The sequence below is a fragment of the Roseateles hydrophilus genome (assembly GCF_026712245.1).
Lineage (GTDB): Bacteria > Pseudomonadota > Gammaproteobacteria > Burkholderiales > Burkholderiaceae_C > Pelomonas > Pelomonas hydrophilus.
In genome coordinates this window covers 485,384-506,762 of record NZ_JAPPUY010000002.1, presented here as the reverse complement: position 1 = coordinate 506,762, position 21,379 = coordinate 485,384, and the positions used below count along the sequence as shown (strand labels likewise).

The following is a 21,379-nucleotide window of genomic DNA, read 5'->3' as shown; positions in this document are numbered from 1 at the left end:
GCATGGCCCTGCCCTCGCACGTCAAGATCCTCGACGTCGGCCCCCGCGACGGCCTGCAGAACGAGAAAGAGAACGTCGCCACCCAGCACAAGGCGCAGCTCGTGGCGATGCTGCAGGACGCCGGCCTGAAGGAAATCGAGGTCACCAGCTTCGTCAGCCCGAAGTGGGTGCCGCAGATGGGCGACAACTCCGCGGTGATGGCCGCAATCAGCCGGCGTTCCGATGTGAGGTACTCGGTGCTGGTGCCCAACCTCAAGGGGCTGGAGCCGGCGCTGGCGAGCAAGCCCGACGAGATCCTCGTCTTCACAGCGGCCAGCGAGGCGTTCACACAGAAGAACATCAACTGCTCCATCGCCGAGAGTCTGGAGCGCTTCGCGCCCGTCATCGAAGGCGCGCACGCGGCGGGCGTGAAGGTGCGCGCGGCGCTGTCGTGCGCGCTGGGCTGCCCCTACGAAGGCGACATCAGCGCCGACCAGGTGGAGGCTGTGGTGAAGCCGCTGCGCGCGCTGGGCGTGGACGCCATCGACATTGCCGACACCATCGGCGTGGGCACGCCGCGCCAGGTGCAGGCGGCCATGGAGCGGGCGCTGAAGCACTTCCCCACCGCGGAGGTGTCGGGCCATTTCCACGACACCTACGGCCAGGCGCTGACCAACCTCTACGCCAGCCTGGAGCTGGGCGTGCACAGCTTCCACGCCAGCGTGGCGGGCCTGGGCGGCTGCCCGTACGCCAAGGGCGCCACCGGCAACGTGGCCACCGAGGACGTGGTGTTCCTGCTGAACGGCCTGGGCATTGAGACCGGCATCGACCTGGACAAGCTGGTGGATGCCGGCGCCTTCATCTCCGGCGTGCTTGGCCGCCCGCCGGTGTCGCGCGTGGCGCGGGCGCTGCTGGCCAAGCGCACAGGCTGACAGGGCGATCAGCGGGTGCGATGCACCCATGACTTAACGCCCAGTTCATTCTGACCTGCTGGAATCGGCACCCCGCGACGGACGGCCCGCAGCTTGGCCGGCCGCGCGACGGCCGATAACCAGGGAGAGGATGGCATGCGTGAACGGGCGAGGCGCTGGGCGGGGATGCCCCTGTGCGCCAGCTGGGTGTTGGCCCTGCTGCTGGCGGGCTGTGGCGGCGGCGGCAGTACGGAGGCCTCACCGCCCCCTCAGCCAGCGCCGCCACCGGGTGACCCGGTGGGCATCGACAAGCTCGTGCTGCGCGCACAGGTGCAGACCTGGGTGGCCCAGCAGAAGGCCCGGCTTGCCACGCTGGACTGCAGCCAGTCGACGACCGGCGACTGCGAGACGCTGCGCGACCTCCGCTTTTCGCAGGGTCAGGCCTTGCCGGCCCGGCTGCGGGCCGACCAGACCATCCTGCTCATCGACAGCGGCGTCGCCCATGCGGCCACGCTGCGCTACCGGGCCCGCATGCTGGGCTACTACCGCGTCAGCGACCGCACCGGCCTGGTGGAACCCCACGACCCCGTGATTCCTGCCACGCCCCGCTGGGGCGCGGAGCTGCTGCGCGCGCTGGACGGCTTCCACTACCGCGACGCCGCCGGTCAGCAGCGGCCGGCCCACGTGCCGGCGGCATGGCTCAGTGAGCTGCAGCCCTTGCTGCGCGGACCGCGGGACTTCGCGATGCTCGACCGTGTTGCCCACGGCAACATGGTGCTGGCGCAGCTGGTGGAGGCCAGCCCGCAAGCCGGCTTCGTGGTGCTGGACCCCATGCCCTTTGACGCACTGCTGCGCGCCCATCGTGCAGCCGTGTGTGCCAAGGACTGGGCAGCGCTCGAGCAGGGGGTGCAACGCATGGCGCAAAGCCTGCGAACGGTGATGCAGGCCCACGGGGTGGACTACGTCAACCTGTCGGGCGGCCTGGACAGCAGCAACCTGCCCGACAGCTGGGCGCCGCTGGCCTGCAACGGTGCGCTGACGGCGGCGGATGCGCAGGGCCTGATGCTGGCGTTCCGGCCGCTGTATGCCACGCTGTTCGACGCGCCGGACGCGCTGGGCGTGCAGGCAGCCGGCGTGGCGCTGACCGCCGCCAGCCATCCGCTGGAGACGATGCCGATGTCCCACCGCGTGCTGGTGAGCTTCTTCCACCCGGGCGCGACACAGCTGCCGGCCGATGGCATCACGGGTGCCCAACGCCCGGCCGTGCTGGAGCCCAATGCCGACGACAGACGCTGGGTGGACGTGTTCCTCAGCACGGGCATGCAGGACGGCGGCTTCCCGCCCGTCGTCAACACGGCCCCGCCGCTGACCACCGACGCCGTCTACGGCCTGGACCTGCGCCCGCTGTCGCACGCGACGACGTCATGGTCGGCCCCGCAGGCGGTGAACCGGCTGATCCACCTCAAGCGCCAGCTCGCGCCCGACATGGCACCCGAGCTGCCGCTGGACGCGGCGCTGATGCAGCGCATGAAGTCGGCGCTGACGCCCCCTGGCTGCACCTGGGCAGCCGAGGACGGCGGCCGCTGCAAGCTGCAGGACCCGGCGTGGCACCGCCAGCAGGAGCAGTTCCGCCAGGGCTGGTTGCCGCTGGACTGGCGCTGGCCTTGAATGGGCGGCGCCGCCGCGGGGCCAGGTCTTGCCCTGTTTGCCGCCCATGCCGTAAGCGACCGTAACGACCGTCATCGCCACGGCGCGCCAGCCGTTGGCCACTCACACCGGGGCGACGCGCACGCGCCCCGCCCCCACTCACCATCCCGGAGCTCTTCGCCCCCATGCCTGTCCACCACGTGAGCCGCCCACGCCGCACCCATGGTGCCACCGCCCTCGCCACCGCAGCGCTGCTGCTGATGCTGACGGCCTGCGGCGGTGGCGGCGGCAGCAACGACGCACCGCCGCCCTCGGGCACCACACCCACACCCACACCCACACCCACACCCACACCCACACCCACACCCACACCCACACCCACACCCACACCAACACCAACACCAACACCAACACCAACACCAACACCCACACCGACGCCCACCCCGAAGCCGCCTAAGCCGGCGTTGGCCGTGCATTCGCCCTACATCGCACAGCCCAACGGCTACGACGAGCAGTGGCGGCTGGCCGAAGCCCAGGCCGCGCAGGCGCAGCCGCTGGCGGCCAGCGCGTACCGCGACGCCGGGGCCAACGCCCACGGCTGGACGCACCAGGCGCTGGTGCTGGGCTCGGGTCTGTACCGGGTCGAGCTCAGCCGCGGACACTTCTATCGCTTCTCCAGCAACAACGCCTGGGCGGGCAACCTGACCGTGCATGACGCCGCCGGCTACCAGCTCTACGCCGGCCTGGGCGAGCTGGACCGCGAGCGCCCGCTGGACGACCCGCTGGCCTTTGCACTGCTGGCGCTGCAGGACGGCGCCGTGTTCATCAAGGTGGAGGCCGTTGGCGGCGCCGACTCGCCGAACGTGGACCTGCTGGTGGAGCGCACGGCCGCCAGCCTGGGCGGCGAGGTGGGTCGCACGGTCGACCTTTCCACCCAGGGTCAGGGCGCCGACGCGCCGCGTGCGCATGCCGCCTTCCACGGTGGCGATGGCGATGACCGCATCGTCGGCAAACCGCTGGCGCCGAACAGCATCTTTGCGGGCGGCGGCGACGACACCATCGAGCTCAAGACGGCGGCCAAGACGCTGTCCCGCGTGGACGGCGGCCTGGCACGCGACACCCTGGTGGTGGGCTTTCCCAGCGCCGCCGCGCGCCTGACAAGGCTCAATGCCTACGGCCCCTACCGCCACCTGCCGCCCAACACGGGCCGCCCCGACGCGCACGCGCTCAGCGGCAGCCCGGACGGCGCGGTGATCATCGTGCGCAGCATCGAGCGCGTGCAGTTCACCGACACGACGGTGGAGTTCCGCGCGCTGCCCGGGCACTGATCTTGCGCGGGTTTCATCGCTGGCCGCGGCGACCGGCCTGCGCTGCAATGGCGGCTCGCCCGTTGGAGACCACCGTCCATGACGCACCGCCTGCCCGCCTGCCTGTTCGCCCTGCTCTGCGCGCTGACCGCGCAGGCGCAGGACGCCCCCCACGCCTACGACGCCACCAAGGCCCAGGCCTGGGGCGCCAACGATCAGGGCCTGCGCCCCTATGTCTTCGTGCTGCTGAAGAGCGGGCCCAAGACCATGCCCGCCGGCCCCGAGCGGGACGCGATGTTCAAGGGCCACTTCGCCAACATGGAGCGCCTGGCCAAGGAAGGCCTGCTGGTCTACGCCGGCCCGCTGGATGGCCAGAACGGCCTGCGCGGGCTGTTCATCTTCGCGACCAAGGACCTGGAGGTCGCACGCAAGGCCGTGGAGACCGACCCCGTCATCATCCACGGCGAGATGGTGGCCGACATCCACCGCCACTTCGGTTCGGCAGCGCTGCTGGCCGTCAATGAATGGCATCCGAAGCTGATCAAGCCCAAGCCCTGAGCCGGCGCGCGCGGCGCAACTGCGGCTACGCTTCGCCCCGTTCCAACGGGAGGCTTTGAACCATGATCCTGGGCATCGACCTGGGCACCACGCACAGTGCGGCGGCGGTGTTTCGCGACGGCGCGGCCGTCCTCATCCCCAATGCGCACGGCGACTTCCTGACGCCGTCGGCCGTGGCGCTGGACGACCAGGGCCACACGCTGGTGGGCCTGGCTGCGCGCGAGCGCGCCGGCCTGCACGCCGAGTCCACCGCGCTGGCCTTCAAGCGCTGGATGGGCAGCGACAAGCAGATCACGCTGCGCAGCGGCGCCCATGTCAAGACACTGCGCGCCGAAGAGCTGTCAGCGCTGGTGCTGCAGACGCTCAAGGCCGATGCCGAAGCCTTCCTGGGCGAGCCCGTCACCGAGGCCGTCATCACCGTGCCCGCCTACTTCAACGAGGCCCAACGCCGCGCCACGCGCACGGCGGGCGAGATCGCCGGGCTCAAGGTCGAGCGGCTGCTCAACGAGCCCACCGCCGCCGGCCTGGCCTACGGGCTGCAGCAGCGGCCGGAGCACAGCAGCTTCCTCATCTTCGACCTGGGTGGCGGCACCTTCGACGTGTCGGTGCTGGAGTACTTCGACGGCGTCGTCGAGGTGCGCGCCAGCGCTGGCGACACGCGCCTGGGCGGCGAGGACTTCAGCCGCGCCATCGCGCAGCTGTTCGCCAAGCAGGTGGAGGGCCTGAGCGCCGACGAACGCGAGGCCTGGCTGGCCAGCGAGACCTGGTGGCGCCTGGCCGAGCAGGCCAAGCGCGACCTCGGCGAGCGCGACGGCACCGAGCTGCGCACCACCTGGCGTGACCGCCCGCTGAGCACCTTCATCACCCGCGCCGACTTCGAGGCCGCGTCCACCGAGCTGCTGCAGCGCCTGCGCCGCCCCATCGAACGCGCGCTGGCCGATGCGCAGCTGGACACCGGCGGCCTGGCCGAGGTGGTGCTCGTCGGCGGCGCCACGCGCATGCCCATGGTGCGCCAGCTCGTCACGCGGCTGTTCCAGCGCCTGCCGCTGCGCACGCTGGACCCCGACCTCGCCATCGCGATGGGCGCGGCCGTGCAGGCCGGCCTGAAGGCGCGCGACGCCGCGCTGGACGACGTGGTGCTGACCGACGTGATGCCCTACTCGCTGGGCATCATCGCGGCCACCTCCATCGGTGACCGCATGGTCAGCGACCGCTTCTCGCCCATCATCGAGCGCAACACGCCGGTGCCGGTGTCGCGCATGGCGCAGTACCGCACGCTGGGCGACCAGCAGAAGCTCATCCTCGTGGACGTGCGCCAGGGCGAGTCGCCGGTGGGCTCGGAGAACCTGTCGCTGGGCCGGCTGGAGATCCCCATCGCCCCGGCGCCGGCCGGCGAAGCCGGCGTGGACGTGCGCTTCACCTACGACGCCAACGGGCTGCTGGAGGTGGAGGCCATCGACTTCCCCGGCGGCCAGCGGCATGAGCTGGTCATCGAGAGCCAGGGCGCGCGGCTGAGTGCGGCCGAGATTGCGGCCACGCGCGAGCGGCTGCAAGCGCTCAAGCGCCACCCGCGCGACGAGCAGGACAACCGCTACCTCATCGAGCGCGCCAAGCGCCTGTTCGAGGACCGCCTGGGCAATGACCGCGTCATGCTGCAGGACTGGCTGGCGCAGTTCGAGGCCGTGCTGCAGACGCAGGACGGCCGCGCCATCCGCCAGGCCCGCCAGCAGTTCAAGGACGCGCTGGACAGCATCGACACCTCCTTCCGCTTCTGACCGCCATGTGGGAACAGGATTGGGCCCTGCTGGGCATTGAACCCACGACGGAACTCGGCGCCATCAAGAAGGCCTATGCGCTCAAGCTCAAGACCACGCGGCCCGACGACGACGCCGAGGCCTACCAGGCGCTGCGCGGCGCATACGAGCGTGCGCAGCAATGGGCCAAGTGGCAGCGCGAGCAGGCCCCACCGGCCGAGGCGCTGACTGCCGAGCTAGACCCCGTCCCTGAGCCCACGCCTGCAACCACGCCCGCTGAGCCGCCGGCACCGCCCGCCGAGGCGCTGCCGGCCGCGGACGTCGTGGCAGCGGAGGTTGCGCGTGACGAGCCCACGCCCGTGCAGCCACGCCAGCTCATCGACACGCTGGAACTGCGCTGGCGCCGCGAGGGCACGGCCGCGCTGCTGCAGGCCTGGCCGGCCGTGCGCCACGAGCTGGACCTGCAGCCGCTGAGCCGCCAGGCCGAGTTCTCGGCCGCCTTCGCGCAGTGGGCGTTGCAGTTGCCCACGCTGCCCGACGAGTTCCTGAAGGCGCTGGACGCGCATTTCGGCTGGCTGAACGACTTCCGCACCGAGCGCCAGCTGGGCAGCGCCCTGACGCAGGCGCTGCAAGCCCACTTCGGCGAGCGCCTCTACCCGGCGCCGGTGCCCGAGGCCGTGTGCGAATTGGGCGAGCCGCTGCAGCGCTTCCACGCGCTGCAGCAGGCCGGCGGCTGGTGGCGCCTGCACCTGCTGCTGTTGCTGCTGCAGCCCACGCTGGCGCGCGCCCAACTCCTGCTGGGCGCGGACTGGCTGCGCCGCCTGGGGCTGGACCTGCACGCCCAGCAAGGCCTGACCCGGCTGGTCAAGCGCGGCCAGTGGCTGCGCGTGGGCTCGGCCAGCGCGCTGTGCCTGGCCGCAGCGCTGGCCCTGCACGGCGACCCCATCATCGCCACGGCCCACCTGCTGGGCTGGCTGCTGGGCACGGGCGGCGTGGTGCTGGCAGCGCTGTTCGTCGCGATGCTCGTTCGCGTGGGCCCGGCATTGACCCATGGCCAGCGCCGGCTGGCGCTGCCGCTGGAACGCTGGCGCCAACACCCCATGCAGCCGGCCCTGGGCCTGGCCTGGCTGGTGTTCGCGGCCTGGCTGGCGTGGATGGCAGATACGCCCGCCACGCAGCCGGCAACGCCGCCGCTGTCGCTGCTGCCGGACTGGCTGTACGAGCCGGCGGCCTGGGCCTTCGGCATCGCCGGCCTCGCAATGGCCTGGCCGCTGGCGCCGCTGCATGGCTGGGTGGTGGCGGGCCTGGCGCCGCTGGTGGGCGCACTGTTCACGCTGGCGCTGGCGCCCTGGGTGGCACCAGGCACGGCCGTGCCGCTGGCCCTGGCGTGGATGCTGCTGGGCGCCGCGGTGCACGAGGAGCGCGTGCGCGCGACCGGCCTGGCGCAATGGCCGCTGCGGCCCATGCTCAACAGCCTGGCGCTGTCGCAGCGCTGGACCTTCATGGTGGCGCTGACGCCGCTGGCCGTCTGCAGCGCCTACGTGGCGCTGGCCGACGGCCCGGTGCGCACCGGCACGCTGTTCCTGACCTGGGTGTTCGCCATCCTGGGCACGGCCTGGCTGCAGGGCAAGGCCGACGACTGGGCGCTGGGCCAGCTGAGGCGCGCCACCTGACATGGGCGAGCAGGACTGGGCCCGCCTGGGCCTTGACCCGACGACAGACCTGGCGGCCATCAAGACGGCCTATGCACGCCAGCTCAAGACCACGCGGCCGGACGACGATGCCGAGGCCTACCAGGCGCTGCGCGGGGCCTATGAGCGGGCGCAGCAGTGGGCGCGGCAGTCGGCGCAACGGGGGGCACACCGGCAGGCGCCCCCGGCTGCCCCGCAGCGCTGCGGCACCGGGCCTGAGCCCGCGCCAGAGCTTGCGCCCTCCAGCGCCGCAGCCGCCGAGCGCATTGCACCGCCGGCGCCCATCGACGCACAGGTGCTGATCGACTCGCTGGAGCTGGCCTGGCGGCGCAACGGCGACGACGGCCTGGACCTGGCCTGGGCCGCGGCGCAACCGGCGCTGCTGACCCAGCCGCTGCCAGCCCGCGCCGGGCTCGCCGCGGCGTTTGCCCGCTGGGTGATCCGGCTGCCCCAGCTGCCGGACGCATTCGTTGCCCGGCTCGCCGCCGAGTTCGGCTGGCGGGACGACTACCGCAGCCGCCCACTGCTGGGCGACGCCCTAGCCGAGGGCTTGGAAGAAGCGTTGGAGGCCCGCTGGCCGCGCATGCTCAACGACGCCGGCCTGATGGCCCGCGCGCAAGCGCTGCGCCAGCTGTGCGACCGGTTGCGCGCCGGCCGCGACACCAGCGCCCTCGTGCTGATGGTGCTGCTGCACCCGCGCCTGCTGCGCGACCTGACGCAGATCGGCCCGGCAGTGCTGCGGCGGCTGGGCCTGTCTCTGGAGGAGCACGCCCGGCTGCACACGCTCGCCGGCCGGGCGGGCCTGCTGCGCGTGGCGCTGGCGGCGGCCGCTTTCATCGCCAGCGGCCTGGCCTTGGGCGCACCCGGCGTGCCGCTGCTGGGCCGCACGCTGACCTGGCTGGTCTGCAGCGGCTTCGCGCTGGGGGCGGTCTACACGGCGGGCGCCGTGCTCGCCCAACCACCGGGCCGCGCCGGCCGCCTGCTCCAGGCCTGGGCCCTGTCCCGCCGCCAGCCAGCCCTGGGGCTGGGGCTGCTGGCGGCCGCTGCCTTGCTGGCCTACGTCAACACGGCCGGCGCTCAGCTGCTACAGCCTGGCGGCGCACCTGCGGCGGGCGGGCTCATTGACGTGGCCTGCGGGCTGCTGGGCTTGGCCGGGCTCGCGGGCGCCTGGCCGCGGGACCCGGAGCAGGGCATCACCTGCGTCGGCCTGATCGCCCTGGCGGGAGCGGCCCTGCTCAGCGGCCCGGCCACGGCGGGGCTGGCCGTGACGGTGCTGTGCGGGGCGGCGTTGGTGGTGCTGCTGGGGGCAGCCCACGCCGACGGCCGGCTGCGCCTGCCCATGCCGGTGGCCGCGCTGCTGTACCCGGTGACCCATGCCCTGCGCATGAGCCTGCGCTGGGGCCCCATGTACTCGCTGCTGCCCGCAGCGGCGGCACTGGGCTACGCCATGTTGCCCGGGGCCTGGGTGTCGCCGCTGATGCTGTTCGCCGTGTGGTGTGGCAGCGGGCTGGCGCTCACCTGGGCACAGGGCCGCGTGGAGGTGTGGGCGCTGGCGCGCCTCAGCCGCGCTTGAGCACCTTGGGCACCGGGTTGGGCCGCAGCCGGAAGGCGTCCGGCATGCCCGAACCCAGCAGCGGGCGCAGGTAGAGGCGGAAGGCGTCGGTCACGTCCGTGCCGGCGGCGTTGATGAAGTGGTCTTCCATCGTGCGCGTCTTGCCGGCCACGGCGGTCAGCGGCAGCAGCTCGTAATCCACCGCATAGGTGCCGGTGCGCTTGATGGCCACGGAGCCGTCGCGGTCGCCGTGGAAGGCGTACTGCACGGCCTTCTCGCCCACCTCGCGGGCTTCGCGGGCGTCCACGTCGCTCACGCAGCCGAGGAAGCTGCGCTGCAGGTAGCCGAAGGTGTCGCCACGCACGCGCTTGATGCCCAGCTTGGCCTTGATCTCCTCGCACAGCAGGTCGGCCAGCGCGCCCGTGCCGCTGAGCTGCACGTTGCCGTGCGCGTCGCGCTCCAGTTCGCCAGCGAGTTTGGACAGCATGGGCGCGCCGCTCGCGTCGTGGATGCCCTCGCTGACCGCGATGACGCAGCGGCCGTAGCGCTCATGCGTGGCCTTCACGTCGTGCAGGAACTGCTCGGTGTCAAAGGCGCGCTCGGGCAGGTAGATGAGGTGCGGGCCGTCGTCGTCGAACTTCTTGCCCAGGGCCGCGGCGGCGGTCAGGAAGCCGGCGTGGCGGCCCATGACGACGCCGACGTAGACGCCCGGCAGCGCCGCGTTGTCGAGGTTGGCGCCGGCAAAAGCCTGGGCCACGAAGCGCGCGGCGGACGCGTAGCCGGGTGTGTGGTCGTTGCCGACCAGGTCGTTGTCGATGGTCTTGGGAATGTGAATGCAGCGCAGCGCATAGCCCGCGGCCTGCGCCTCCTCGGACACGATGCGCACGGTGTCGGACGAGTCGTTGCCGCCGATGTAGAAGAAGTGCGTGATCTCGTGCGCCTTGAGCACCGTGAAGATCTCGTGGCAGTAGGCAGCATCAGGCTTGTCGCGCGTGGAGCCCAGCGCCGACGCGGGCGTGCCGGCCACCAGCTCCAGGTTGTGGCTGGTCTCCTGCGTCAGGTCGACGAAGTCCTCGTTGACGATGCCGCGCACGCCGTGGCGAGCGCCATAGACCTTGCCCACGCCGGCCTGCCGTCGCGCTTCGAGCACCACGCCGACCAGGCTCTGGTTGATGACGGCGGTGGGGCCGCCACCCTGGGCGACGAGGATCTTGGCGAGGCTCATGAACGCTCCTTGCGGTGAGGTCGCCGCAGTCTAAGCCGGCGACCTCACAGCGGCGAGCGCCGGCCTCAGCGAGGCGTGTAGGGCAGCGAGGAGTGGTGCACCACGATGCGCAGGCGGCCGGCGTCGTCCTTCACATAGCTCCAGGTCTTGTCCACCGTCGTGACCTTGCCGTCCTTGCCGGTGAAGCTGACGTTGCCCTGCGTGCTGGCCGAGTCGCCCGCGATGAAGATGGCGCTGTTGCTGACCTCGCAGCGCGTCCAGCCCTTCAGCGCGAAGCCGTCGTCCTTCGGGAAGGCCGGGTCGCCGCCGACGAAGTAGGCCAGCGCGCCGGCCTTGGTCGTGCGGAAGGTCTGCGGCGCGACGGTCAGCGTCGGCTTGAACAGCACCGGGCCCATCTGGTAACCGTAGGCAGTGTCGATGACCTTCTCGGCCAGCGCCTTGGCCGCCGCCTGGCCACCGCTGGCGTTTGCAGCACCGATGTCCAGCAGCGCCTTGCACCAGCCGGTCTGGGCGGCCAGCACCTCGGCCTGCGTGATGGCCCGGTTGGCCAGCGGCACCTCGGCCTGGGCAGGCAGCACGGCAGCGGCAAGCACCGCAGGCAGGGCGAACAGGGACAGTGTCTTCTTCATGAGGGGGTTCCTGGTGAATGCTCGGCGCCGCTTGCGCCGTGGCGCCATTGAGCCCGCGGGCCATGAACTCGCCGTGGTCGGCCGATGAGGCCAGGCTGACGCGCGCATGAACGGCCACGCATGGGCTGTTCATCTGGCGTTCATGCACGCGCGCCCGACGGCGCCCGAGAATCCGGCCATGTTCGGACGCCGCCTGACCTGGGCCCTCATCTTCCTGGCAGCCGCTGCGGTCGCGCAGTGCGCGCTGGCGCTGTGGTCGGTGCGCGTGGCCGAGCATCAGGTGCTGCGCGGGCGCGTGGCGGCCGACATCCAGCTCGGCTTCTCGCAGCTGTCGGCCGACAAGCAGCGGCTGCGCGCCTGGGCCGCGCAGCGGGAGTTCGACGCGGGCGCGCACCTGCCCGAGCTGCAGCAGCTTGCCGCCACCATGCGCGCCACGCTGGACCGGCTGGACCGGCTGGCCGAGCGCGCCGAGGTCCTGGACGACCGCCCCCGCGCCCGGGAACGCCAGCTGCAACGGCGCGATGCGCTGGTGGTGCTGCGCCAGAAGCTCGACACCCTGGTGCCGCAACTGAGCGAACACCCTGTGCCGGGCAGCGGCAGTCCGGCCGCGCTCTGGGCGGCGGCGAGCGAACACTTCGACATGGCCCAGGGGCGAGACCTGCGCCGCCTGCTGGCCGAGAGCACGGCCCGCGAGGCCGAGTCGGTGCGCGAGAAGCGCGACGACACCGACCGCGCCATGACGCGCATGCGCACGCTGTGGATCACGACGGCCGTCACCATCGGCGCCCTGGCGCTGGCGCTGGCCGTGTACTTCGCCCGCGCGCTGCGCCGCCCGCTGAGCGCGCTGCGGGCGGCGGCGGTAGCGCTGCAACGGGGCGAGCTGGAGCACCGCATCCCGCTGCAGGGGCGCGACGAGTTCGCGTTGCTCGCGGGCAGCGTGAACGCCATGGCCGCCGAGCTCTCCGCCCACCGCGAGCGCGATGCCCAGCGGCGCATGGCGCTGGAGCAGCAGGTGGCCGAACGCACGCGAGCACTCAGCGAGGCCTTGGAGGCCCTGCAGATCGCCGAGGAACGGCGCCGGCGGCTGTTTGCCGACATCAGCCATGAGCTGCGCACGCCCACCACCGTGATCCGCGGCGAGGCCGAGGTCACGCTGCGCGGGCGCGACAAGCCGGTGGACGAGTACCAGGGCGCCCTGCGTCGCATCGCCGACACGGCGGGGCAGCTCGGCCGGGTCATCGACGACCTGCTGACCGTGGCGCGCAGCGACATCGAGGCGGTCGACATCCGCCGGGTGCCGCTGGACCTGGGCCAGCCCATCCGGCAGGCGGTGGAGCAGGCGCAAGCCCTGGCCGCTGCGCAGGGCGTCGACCTGCCCGATGTCGACCTGCCCCTGCATGCGCTGCCGGTGAAGGGCGATGCGCAGCGGCTGCGCCAGTTGCTGATGGCCTTGCTGGACAACGCGGTGCGGTACTCCCACCCGCGCGGCACGGTACACGTGAGGGTGCAGGTGGTGGGAGACGCACCCGGCTGCGCCGAGGTGTGCATCGAAGACGAAGGCATTGGCCTGGCGCCCGAGGATCTGGGCCGCGTCTTCGAGCACCGCTGGCGCAGCGAACGGGCCCGCCGCCACCGGGCTGACGGCAGCGGCCTGGGCCTGGCTATTGCGCAAGCGCTGGCCCGCGGGCACGACGGTGACGTGCGCCTCGCGCCGCGTCCGACAGGCGGCACCGTGGCGACGCTGACCCTGCCGCTGTGCGCCATCGGCACGAGGGCCGCCGCATGAAGCTCATCGTGGCCGAGGACGATGCCCGCATCGCGGCCTTTCTGGAGCGCGGGCTGCGCGCCGAGGGCTACCACGTGCAGCTGGCCGGCACCGGGCCGGAGGCCCTGGCTGCCGCGCAGGAGGCTGCCGGCAGCGATGCCCAGGGCGAGGACGCGCTGCTGCTGCTGGACCTGATGCTGCCGGGCATGAACGGCCTGGAGGTCTGCCAGACGCTGCGCGCCGCTGGCGTTGGCATGCCTATCCTGATGCTCACAGCGTTGAGCTCACTGGAAGACCGTGTCACCGGCCTGCGCACCGGGGCAGATGACTACCTCGTCAAGCCCTTCGAGTTCGAGGAGTTGCTGGCCCGCATTGAAGCCCTGGCCCGCCGCGGCCGCGGCCTGCGCCCGGCACGCGCGGCCCAGTTGGTGGTGGACGACCTGGTGTTCGACCGGCAGCAGATGCGCGCCAGCCGAGCGGGCCGCGCCCTCACACTCACGGCCCGCGAGCTGGCCCTGCTGGAGCTGCTGATGAGCGCGCCGGGGCGGCTGTTCAGCCGCGAGCGCATCCTGGCCACGGTCTGGGGGGCCAGCGAGGATCCGCTCACCAACGTGGTGGACGTGTTCATCCGGCGCCTGCGCGCCAAGATCGACGAGGGCCACCCGCGACCGCTCATCCACACCGTCAGGGGCATGGGCTACCGGCTGGAGGCGCCGGCCGCCTGAGGCGGGACCGCCTCAGCGCTTCATCCAGGCTTCGAGGTCCTCGGCCGGCATGGGCTTGGCGAACAGCCAGCCCTGGCCTTCGTGGCAGCCCAGGCCGACGAGGTAATCCCGCTGCGCCTCGGTCTCGATGCCCTCGGCGATGACGGTCAGCCCCAGGCCACGTCCCAGGTTGACCACCATCTGCGCGATGGTGGAGCCCGCCGTGGACGTCTGCGCCTCCTGCACGAAGGCGCGGTCGATCTTGAGGCGGTCCACCTGCAGCTGGCGCAGCTGGCTCAGGCTGGAGAAGCCGGTGCCGAAGTCGTCGATGGCAACGCTGAAGCCCAGCTGCTTGATCTCGGCCAGCACGCGGCGCACCAGCTCCGCATCCTCCATGGCCATGGACTCGGTGATCTCCAGCTCGATGCTGTGCCCCGCGACGCCGCCGTCTTGCAGCGACCGGGCCAGCATGTCGATGAAGCCGGGATGGCGGAACTGCGCCATGGACACATTGACGGCCATGCGGAAGTCGGCATGACCCAGCCCCTGCATGCGCCGCAGCTGGGCGCAGGCCGTGCGCATGACGAACTCGCCGATGGGGATGATGAGGCCGCTCTGCTCGGCCAGCGGGATGAACTGGTCGGGCGGAATGAAGCGGCCGTCCACCGTGCGCCAGCGCAGCAGCGCCTCGGCACCGATGGCGCGGCCCGTGCCGAGATCCATCTGCGGCTGGTAGACGACGAAGAGCTGGCTTTCCTCGAAGCCGGTGCGCAGGCCCTTGAGCAGCTTGAAGCGCTCGCGCGCATCGCTGCCCATGGCGGCGGAGAAGTATTGCGACGAGCCCCGCTGGTGCTGCTTGGCGCGCTTGAGGGCGATCTGGGCGTCCAGCAGCAGCTCCGAGCCCACGGCGGTGGACTCACCCAGGCGCACCAGGCCCGTCGTGGCCGACAGCTGCAGCCGCTCGCCGGACACGATGAAGGGCTCGGCAAACACGGCAGACACCGTCTCGGGGCAGACCTTGGCGTGCTCGCCCAGCACGCCGAAGGTGTCGGCGCCAACACGGGCCATGGCCGTGCTCAGGCCCAGCATCTCGCTCATGCGCTGCACGACGGCCTGCAGCACCTGGTCACCGAAGTGCTGGCCGAAGGCGTCGTTGATGTCGGAGAAGTCGTCGATGTCGATCAGCGCCAGCGTGACGCCGGTGGGGTCCTTGAGGTTCTGGTCCAGCAGCTCGACGAAGCGGTTGCGGTTGGGCAGGCGCAGCAGCGGGTCGTTGTAGGCCTGGTCGAGCAGCTGGCTGTACAGCAGCACGTTCTCGAAGCCGACCGCAATGTTGGAGCAGAAGGCGCGCAGCAGCTGCTGGTCCAGCTCGTCGAGCTGGCGGCCCACGTCCACCAACGCGGCCATGGCCCGCCCCTGGCCCAGACCGAAATACAGCACCGTGCCGTCGTCGTAGAAGCTCTTCTGCTCGCGCAGGCAGCGCTCCAGGCGGTCGCGCACAGCCGGGATCTTGACCAGCGCCAGCGGCCGGTCGATGAGGCCGCTGTACTGGCCGGCGGCAGCGACGATGCGCACCTCCTCGCGCACATCACCGTTGAACTGCGCACACACCAGGCCCTCGGGCAGGATCCCCAGCAGCGCGCACAGCTGCGTGACGACGCCTTCGGCAAAACGGGAGAGCCCGCGCATGCGCGACAGCGAGGTGCTGCTCTCAACGATCATCTCCAGGCCGCGGCGGTTGGCTTCCAGCGCGCAGATCTGGCGGTAGGAGCGCACGGCTGCGGTCAGCACCGTGTAGAGCCGCGTGCGGGTCAGCTCGGACTTGGTCTTGTAGTCGTTGATGTCGTAGGCCTGCACCGTCTCGATCTCGGGCGCGTAGCCGGGCTGGCCGGTGCGCAGCACGATGCGCACGGCGTTCAGGCGCAACTCGTCGCGGATGTGGCGCACCAATTGCAGGCCGGCGTCCTCGCTCTCCATGACGACGTCCAGCAGCACCACGGCCAGATCGCCTTCGGTGCCCAGCAGTTGCCGCGCCTGGGCGGCTGACGAAGCGTGCAGGAAGACGAGGGGCTGACCCTCGACGGTCAGGCCCTGCATGGCCAGCTCGGTGGCCTTGTGGACGTCGCCGTCGTCGTCAACGATCAGGATGCGCCAAGGACGGTCGTGCGGGCGGTGCTCCGAATCGGCATGCTCGGGTTCATCAAGCAGTTCGAGCAGGTCGTCGTCGGCAGGCGCTGTATCTTGCATGGGGGAGAAGGCTCCGGGCACGGGCCGCAGCGGCCTCGTCGGTCAGGACACGCAAGCGTAGTGCATCCACAGGGCCGTCGCCACGGGAACTACGGACAAAAGCCCGCGTGTCGGGGTCAGCGCTTACCGGGTTTGCCCGCACGCCCGGGCGCCACACGCGGGCCGGGACGGGCGCCGGTGGCGCGCGGCGGCAGGCCGGTGTGCTGCGTCAGCAGCTGCCCCTTGCGCGGCGTGGCCGGCTTGGCCGCGGCCTTGGTGGGCGTGGAGTTCTTGCGCCGTGCGCTCTCGTAGCTGCCGTCGGTGACGGGCTGGTAGCTCGGGATCAGATGGTGCTTGCCGTTGCCGATCAGGTCGGCCCGCCCCATGGCCTTCAGCGCCTCGCGCAGCAACGGCCAGTTGTTGGCATCGTGGTAGCGCAGGAAGGCTTTGTGCAGGCGGCGGCGGCGCTCGCCGCGCACGATGTCGACCTTCTCGCCGCGCGTCTCGTCGCGGCTGATGCCCTTCAGCGGGTTCAGCCCCGAGTGGTACATCGCCGTGGCGGTGGCCATGGGGCTGGGGTAGAAGGTCTGCACCTGGTCCGCGCGGAAACCGTTGCGCTTGAGCCAGATGGCGAGGTTCATCATGTCCTCGTCACTGGTGCCGGGGTGGGCCGCGATGAAGTACGGGATCAGGTACTGCTTCTTGCCGGCCGCAGCGCTGGCGGCCTCGAACATCTGCTTGAAACGGTCGTAGGTGCCGATGCCCGGCTTCATCATCTTGGACAGCGGGCCGCCCTCGGTGTGCTCGGGCGCGATCTTCAGATAACCGCCGACGTGATGCGTCACCAGCTCCTTCACGTACTCGGGCGACTGCACGGCCAGGTCGTAGCGCAGGCCCGAGCCGATGAGGATCTTCTTGACGCCCGGCAGCGCGCGCGCGCGGCGGTACATCTTGATCAGCGGGTCGTGGCTGGTGTTCAGGTTCGGGCAGATGCCCGGGTAGACGCAGCTGGGCTTGCGGCAGGCGGCCTCGATCTCGGGGCTCTTGCAGCCGATGCGGTACATGTTGGCCGTGGGGCCGCCGAGGTCGGACACGATGCCGGTGAAGCCCTTGACCTTGTCGCGCATCTCCTCGATCTCGCGGATCACGGAGTCTTCGCTGCGGCTCTGGATGATGCGGCCCTCGTGCTCGGTGATGGAGCAGAAGGTGCAGCCGCCGAAGCAGCCGCGCATGATGTTCACGCTGAAGCGGATCATTTCCCAGGCCGGGATCTTGGTCGCGCCATCGTGGCTGCCGTGCTCGTCAGCGTAGCTCGGGTGCGGCGCGCGGGCGTAGGGCAGGTCGAAGACGTGGTCCATCTCCGGCGTCGAGAGCGGGATGGGCGGCGGGTTGATCCACAGATCGCGCTCGCCATGGCGCTGCACCAGCGCGCGGGCGTTGCCGGGGTTGGTCTCCAGGTGCAGCACGCGGTTGGCGTGGGCGTAGAGCACGGGGTCGCTCTTCACCACCTCGTAGGCGGGCAGGCGCACGACGGTGCGCTCGCGCGGCGGCATGGTGATGCGGCCGGTCTTGTGAATGGTGATGGGCTTGGGCGCATCGGGCGCTGCCGCCTCGGCCGTCGAGCAGGTCGTTTCCTGCTTGATCTCCTGATAGGGGCTGATCAGCTCGTCGATGCGACCAGGGCGGTCGACCTCGGTGGAGTCCAGCTCAAACCAGCCGTCGGCCGACGGGTCGTTGTCGCGGCGCATGAAGGCCGTGCCGCGCACGTCGGTCAGCTGCTCCACCGGCTCACGCCGCGCCAGGCGGTGGGCGATCTCGATGATGGCGCGCTCGGCATTGCCGTAGCACAGCAGGTCGGCCTTGCTGTCCACGAGGATGGAGCGGCGCACCTTGTCCTGCCAGTAGTCGTAGTGGGCAATGCGGCGCAGGCTGGCCTCGATGCCCCCGATGACGATGGGAACGTCCTTGAACGCCTCCTGGCAGCGCTGCGTGTAGACCAGCGTGGCGCGGTCCGGCCGCTTGCCACCCTCGCCGCCGGGCGTGTAGGCGTCATCGCTGCGGATCTTCCGGTCCGCCGTGTAGCGGTTGATCATCGAATCCATGTTCCCGGCGGCCACGCCGAAGAACAGGTTGGGCTTGCCCAGCACCTTGAAGGCGTCGGCGCTGTTCCAGTCCGGCTGCGCAATGATGCCGACGCGAAAGCCCTGCGCCTCCAGCGTGCGGCCGATGACGGCCATGCCGAAGCTGGGGTGGTCGACGTAGGCGTCGCCGGTGACGATGATGATGTCGCAGCTGTCCCAGCCGAGCTGCTCCATCTCCTGCCGGCTCATGGGCAGGAAGGGCGCGGGGCCGAAGCGCTTGGCCCAGAAAGGGCGATACCCCGTCAACGGTTTGGCGGTCAAGGCCTTGGGCGGGGAGACAGGCAGGGCGGACATAACCTCGAATTGTCGTCGTGGGGCTGGGCCGGAAAGCACAAAGCCCGCGGCAAGCGCGGGCTTTGCTTCAGACGGGCGTGTGAATTACAGCGCGCGGATGTTCGCGGCTTGCAGGCCCTTGGGGCCCTGCTTCACTTCGAATTCCACTTGGGCGCCCTCGGCCAGCGTGCGAAAGCCGCCGTTGTTCTTGATTTCGCTGTGGTGAGCGAACAGGTCCTTGCTGCCGTCGGCCGGGGTGATGAAGCCGTAGCCCTTGCCGTCGTCAAACCACTTGACGATGCCGGTCTGCTGGGTGCTCATGAAATTTCCTTGCGGTTGTCGTGCTGTGCGGCCCCGCCGTGAGCGGCTGCGACAACACAACAACTTCGGGACAGGGCCAACAAAAAAATGGCGCCATTGCCTGGCGCCTGGAAACAGATTCTAGCGGTGTCCGTCAGACGGGCATCAGCATGGCCACCGGCACCGGCCCGCCGTGCGCGCGGGCGCCGCCCTTGATGCGGCTTTCCTCGAACACCTCGCAGGCGCAATCGCGGCAGGCGCCACAGGCCGTGGCCACGCGCAGGTCGTCCTGCAGGGCCTCGAAGCTCGGGCAGCCCGACGACGCCGCAATGGCGATGTCGCGGTCGGAGACGCGATGGCAGACACAGACAATCATGCTGCGCATTCTAATGCGAATCGATCTTATTTGCACAAAGAGCGGTTTTGCTGTGGGGCTTTGGCTCGCGATACTTCGCTCCGAATTCACGAACCTGGAGCCCCACCATGCAAGGCGACCCGCAAGTCATTGCTCACCTGAACGCCCAGCTCAAGCTGGAGCTGACCGCCATCAATCAGTACTTCCTGCACGCCCGCATGCTGAAGAACTGGGGCCTGATGAAGATGGCCAAGCACGAGTACGAGGAGTCCATCGAGGAGATGAAGCACGCCGACAAGCTCATCGAGCGCGTGCTGACACTGGAAGGCCTGCCCAACCTGCAGGACCTCGGCAAGCTCTACATCGGCGAGAACGCCGTCGAGACGATGGAGTGCGACCTGAAGATCGAGAAGACCGGTCATGCCCACCTGAAGGAGGCGGTCGCCTACTGCGAGAGCGTGCGCGACTATGTGTCCCGCGAGCTGTTCGTGCAGATCCTGGACGACACCGAGGAGCACATCGACTACCTGGAAACCCAGCTCGCGCTGGTGCAGACGGTGGGCGCACAGAACTACCTGCAGTCGCAGATGGGCGACGCCAGCTGAGCCGGACGGCGACGCAAAGAAGGCCTGCTGATCCAGCAGGCCTTTTTTGTTGGGCGCGCGGCAGCGTCAGGCTGACGGCGCCGCCGCGGGCTTGAGCATGTCGGCCAGGTTCTGCGCCATGCCGGTGATGCCCTGGTTGGACAGGCCGGCGTCCTGCATGACGGCGTCGACGATGGGCTTGGCGATCTGGTACTGCAGCGCCGAGTTCATGACCTGTTCGGGAAAGGTGGCGCCGTTCGCCGCGCCGCCCTCGCCCGCCCCGCTGCCGCCCTGGCCGGGCATGCCGTTCACCGACACGATGCGGATGGAGTCGATCTGCTCCATGGGCTTGACGGCCTGGGCCAGGATGGCGGGCAGCTGCTGCAGCAGCTGGGTGCGCACCTGCAGGTCGATCTGCGCGACGGACAGCGTGTTCAGCGCCTCGTTGATCGCACGGCGGCCTTCAGCCTCGGCCATCGCGGCGGCCTGCTTGGCCTTGGCCTCGATCGTCAGCGCCTCGGCGCGGTCGATGGCGGCCTCCTTCTCGGCAGAGGCCGACACCTTCACCGCAATCGCGTTCTGCTCGGCGTCCTTGCTGGCCTCGATCAGCTGGATGGCCTTGTCCCGCTCGGCCACGGCCACCTGGCGCGCAGTGTTGACGGTCTCCTCGGCCTTCACGGCTTCGGCGCGGGCCAGGTTGGCGGCCGCGTCGGCCTCGGACTGCTCGCGCGACTTGGTCGCGATCGCAATCTGCGTGTCCTGGCGCGCAATCTCCACCTGCTTGCGCTGCTCGGCGCGCTTGAGCTCAGCCTGGCGCTCCTGCTCGATCTCGCGCGTCTGGATGACGAGGTTCTTCTCGATTTCGGCCGCCTTGATCTCGCGCTCGGCCTCGATGCGGCGCTGGCCCACCTGGCGCTCGGCCTCGATCTTCACCGTCTCGGCCTCGCGGCCGCGCTCGGCCTGCTGAGCGGCGATCAGCGCGATCTGCTCGGCGCGGGCTGTCTCGATCTCGCGCTGCTGCGACAAGGTCGCGAACTCCTGGTCTTTCTCGATATTGAGCTTGACCCGCGACGCCTCCAGGTTCTTGGTGCGCACCTGCACCTCGGTGTCCTGCTCGACATCGTTGCGCTGCTTGCGGCGCGCCTCGGTCTGCTCGGTCAGACGCGTCAGACCCTCGGCGTCGAAGGCGTTGTTCGGGTTGAAGAACTGCTTGTCGGTCTGGTCCAGGCTGGTGAGGGACACCGACTCCAGCTCCAGGCCGTTCTTCTCCAGGTCTTCGGCCACGGCGTTCTGCACCGCCTGCACGAAGTCGCGGCGCTTGTCCTGCAGCTCCTGGATGGTCATGGTGGCGGCCGTGGCACGCAGGCTGTCGACGAACTTGTCCTCCACCAGCGCCTTGAGCTCGTTCGGGCTCATGGTGCGCGCACCCAACGTCTGCGCGGCGGTGCTCACGGCCTCCTCGGTCTGCTTCACGCGCACGAAGAAGGCCGCCGTCACGTCCACCCGCATGCGGTCCTTGGTGATGAGGCTCTCGCGCTCGCGGCGCTGCACCTCGAGCTTGAGCGTGTTCATGTTGACCAGCACGCGCTCGTGGAACACCGGCAGCACGATGGCGCCGCCGTCCATGATGACCTTCTGGCCGCCCAGGCCGGTGCGCACGAAGGCGGTCTCCTTGGTGCTGCGCTTGTACAGGCGCGCGAAGACGAAGCCGATGGTCAGCAGGCCCAGCAGGCCGATGCCGGCGATGGCGGAGATCTCGATGAGGTTGTCCATGTCTT

Annotated in this window: 17 protein-coding genes; 10 read left to right on the top strand and 7 right to left on the bottom strand. The window is 70.5% G+C overall.

The genetic code is table 11. From position 1 onward, the window contains the following. Positions 1-2: 2 nt before the first annotated feature. The 7 genes from NYO99_RS09445 to NYO99_RS09415 all read left to right on the top strand — a co-directional run bounded on the left by NYO99_RS09445 (position 3) and on the right by NYO99_RS09415 (position 9,420). Positions 3-911 carry a hydroxymethylglutaryl-CoA lyase gene (locus NYO99_RS09445; RefSeq protein ID WP_268166929.1) on the top strand — a complete coding sequence of 303 codons (909 nt, stop codon included), beginning with the start codon at positions 3-5 and terminating at the stop codon, positions 909-911. Positions 912-1,076: 165 nt separating this feature from the next. After that, a complete protein-coding gene (locus tag NYO99_RS09440) occupies positions 1,077-2,558 on the top strand; it encodes a hypothetical protein (protein ID WP_268166928.1) in 1,482 nt (493 codons plus the stop codon). Positions 2,559-2,722: 164 nt separating this feature from the next. Then, positions 2,723-3,865 carry a hypothetical protein gene (locus NYO99_RS09435; protein ID WP_268166927.1) on the top strand — a complete coding sequence of 381 codons (1,143 nt, stop codon included), beginning with the start codon at positions 2,723-2,725 and terminating at the stop codon, positions 3,863-3,865. Between the two features lie 78 nt (positions 3,866-3,943). Beyond that, on the top strand, positions 3,944-4,402 hold the full coding sequence (locus NYO99_RS09430; RefSeq protein ID WP_268166926.1) for a YciI family protein: 459 nt from the start codon (positions 3,944-3,946) through the stop codon (positions 4,400-4,402). Between the two features lie 62 nt (positions 4,403-4,464). Then, entirely contained in the window at positions 4,465-6,177 is a 1,713-nt protein-coding gene (locus tag NYO99_RS09425) for an Hsp70 family protein (protein WP_268166925.1), read from the top strand. A gap of 5 nt (positions 6,178-6,182) precedes the next feature. After that, entirely contained in the window at positions 6,183-7,829 is a 1,647-nt protein-coding gene (locus tag NYO99_RS09420) for a hypothetical protein (RefSeq protein WP_268166924.1), read from the top strand. 1 nt (position 7,830) lies between these two features. Then, the gene (locus tag NYO99_RS09415; protein ID WP_268166923.1) at positions 7,831-9,420 is read left to right on the top strand and encodes a J domain-containing protein; all 1,590 of its coding nucleotides are present in this window, start codon (positions 7,831-7,833) and stop codon (positions 9,418-9,420) included. Here the strand turns inward: NYO99_RS09415 and NYO99_RS09410 are convergent. Both NYO99_RS09410 and NYO99_RS09405 read right to left on the bottom strand, forming a co-directional pair. Further along, positions 9,407-10,624, bottom strand: coding sequence for a 6-phosphofructokinase (locus NYO99_RS09410; RefSeq protein WP_268166922.1), 1,218 nt, complete (start codon positions 10,622-10,624; stop codon positions 9,407-9,409). The genes NYO99_RS09415 and NYO99_RS09410 overlap by 14 nt on opposite strands. Before the next feature lie 65 nt (positions 10,625-10,689). Beyond that, a complete protein-coding gene (locus NYO99_RS09405) occupies positions 10,690-11,253 on the bottom strand; it encodes a hypothetical protein (RefSeq protein WP_268166921.1) in 564 nt (187 codons plus the stop codon). 178 nt (positions 11,254-11,431) lie between these two features. On the opposite strand from NYO99_RS09405, the gene NYO99_RS09400 reads away from it, so the two are divergent. Beyond that, the gene (locus tag NYO99_RS09400) at positions 11,432-13,039 is read left to right on the top strand and encodes a sensor histidine kinase (protein WP_268166920.1); all 1,608 of its coding nucleotides are present in this window, start codon (positions 11,432-11,434) and stop codon (positions 13,037-13,039) included. After that, the gene (locus tag NYO99_RS09395; RefSeq protein ID WP_268166919.1) at positions 13,036-13,743 is read left to right on the top strand and encodes a response regulator transcription factor; all 708 of its coding nucleotides are present in this window, start codon (positions 13,036-13,038) and stop codon (positions 13,741-13,743) included. Before NYO99_RS09400 ends, NYO99_RS09395 begins: the two co-directional genes overlap by 4 nt. A 12-nt stretch (positions 13,744-13,755) precedes the next feature. Here NYO99_RS09395 and NYO99_RS09390 read toward each other — a convergent pair whose 3' ends face one another. From NYO99_RS09390 to NYO99_RS09375, 4 genes are all read right to left on the bottom strand, one after another. Continuing rightward, positions 13,756-15,969: a putative bifunctional diguanylate cyclase/phosphodiesterase gene (locus NYO99_RS09390; protein WP_268166918.1), complete on the bottom strand. Its 2,214-nt coding sequence runs from the start codon at positions 15,967-15,969 to the stop codon at positions 13,756-13,758. A 116-nt stretch (positions 15,970-16,085) separates the two neighbouring features. Beyond that, complete coding sequence (locus NYO99_RS09385) at positions 16,086-18,383, bottom strand: YgiQ family radical SAM protein (protein WP_268166917.1); 2,298 nt, start codon at positions 18,381-18,383, stop codon at positions 16,086-16,088. 84 nt (positions 18,384-18,467) lie between these two features. Next, the gene (locus NYO99_RS09380) at positions 18,468-18,683 is read right to left on the bottom strand and encodes a cold-shock protein (protein WP_268166916.1); all 216 of its coding nucleotides are present in this window, start codon (positions 18,681-18,683) and stop codon (positions 18,468-18,470) included. A 133-nt stretch (positions 18,684-18,816) separates the two neighbouring features. Next, a complete protein-coding gene (locus tag NYO99_RS09375; RefSeq protein WP_268166915.1) occupies positions 18,817-19,038 on the bottom strand; it encodes a (2Fe-2S)-binding protein in 222 nt (73 codons plus the stop codon). Positions 19,039-19,145: 107 nt separating this feature from the next. On the opposite strand from NYO99_RS09375, the gene bfr reads away from it, so the two are divergent. After that, positions 19,146-19,622 (top strand): bacterioferritin, encoded by a 477-nt coding sequence (bfr, locus tag NYO99_RS09370; protein ID WP_268166914.1) that lies wholly within the window; start codon positions 19,146-19,148, stop codon positions 19,620-19,622. 66 nt (positions 19,623-19,688) lie between these two features. Here bfr and NYO99_RS09365 read toward each other — a convergent pair whose 3' ends face one another. Next, positions 19,689-21,374: a flotillin family protein gene (locus NYO99_RS09365; protein WP_268166913.1), complete on the bottom strand. Its 1,686-nt coding sequence runs from the start codon at positions 21,372-21,374 to the stop codon at positions 19,689-19,691. Between the last annotated feature and the right edge of the window lie 5 nt (positions 21,375-21,379).

Excerpts from the sequence above, each read along its gene's own strand:
- NYO99_RS09445 (WP_268166929.1), top strand. The coding sequence starts at position 3 with ATGGCCCTGCCCTCGCACGTCAAGATCCTCGACGTCGGCCCCCGCGAC.
- NYO99_RS09440 (WP_268166928.1), top strand. The coding sequence starts at position 1,077 with ATGCCCCTGTGCGCCAGCTGGGTGTTGGCCCTGCTGCTGGCGGGCTGT.
- NYO99_RS09435 (WP_268166927.1), top strand. The coding sequence starts at position 2,723 with ATGCCTGTCCACCACGTGAGCCGCCCACGCCGCACCCATGGTGCCACC.
- NYO99_RS09430 (WP_268166926.1), top strand. The coding sequence starts at position 3,944 with ATGACGCACCGCCTGCCCGCCTGCCTGTTCGCCCTGCTCTGCGCGCTG.
- NYO99_RS09425 (WP_268166925.1), top strand. The coding sequence starts at position 4,465 with ATGATCCTGGGCATCGACCTGGGCACCACGCACAGTGCGGCGGCGGTG.
- NYO99_RS09420 (WP_268166924.1), top strand. The coding sequence starts at position 6,183 with ATGTGGGAACAGGATTGGGCCCTGCTGGGCATTGAACCCACGACGGAA.
- NYO99_RS09415 (WP_268166923.1), top strand. The coding sequence starts at position 7,831 with ATGGGCGAGCAGGACTGGGCCCGCCTGGGCCTTGACCCGACGACAGAC.
- NYO99_RS09410 (WP_268166922.1), bottom strand. The coding sequence starts at position 10,624 with ATGAGCCTCGCCAAGATCCTCGTCGCCCAGGGTGGCGGCCCCACCGCC.
- NYO99_RS09405 (WP_268166921.1), bottom strand. The coding sequence starts at position 11,253 with ATGAAGAAGACACTGTCCCTGTTCGCCCTGCCTGCGGTGCTTGCCGCT.
- NYO99_RS09400 (WP_268166920.1), top strand. The coding sequence starts at position 11,432 with ATGTTCGGACGCCGCCTGACCTGGGCCCTCATCTTCCTGGCAGCCGCT.
- NYO99_RS09395 (WP_268166919.1), top strand. The coding sequence starts at position 13,036 with ATGAAGCTCATCGTGGCCGAGGACGATGCCCGCATCGCGGCCTTTCTG.
- NYO99_RS09390 (WP_268166918.1), bottom strand. The coding sequence starts at position 15,969 with ATGCAAGATACAGCGCCTGCCGACGACGACCTGCTCGAACTGCTTGAT.
- NYO99_RS09385 (WP_268166917.1), bottom strand. The coding sequence starts at position 18,383 with ATGTCCGCCCTGCCTGTCTCCCCGCCCAAGGCCTTGACCGCCAAACCG.
- NYO99_RS09380 (WP_268166916.1), bottom strand. The coding sequence starts at position 18,683 with ATGAGCACCCAGCAGACCGGCATCGTCAAGTGGTTTGACGACGGCAAG.
- NYO99_RS09375 (WP_268166915.1), bottom strand. The coding sequence starts at position 19,038 with ATGATTGTCTGTGTCTGCCATCGCGTCTCCGACCGCGACATCGCCATT.
- bfr (WP_268166914.1), top strand. The coding sequence starts at position 19,146 with ATGCAAGGCGACCCGCAAGTCATTGCTCACCTGAACGCCCAGCTCAAG.
- NYO99_RS09365 (WP_268166913.1), bottom strand. The coding sequence starts at position 21,374 with ATGGACAACCTCATCGAGATCTCCGCCATCGCCGGCATCGGCCTGCTG.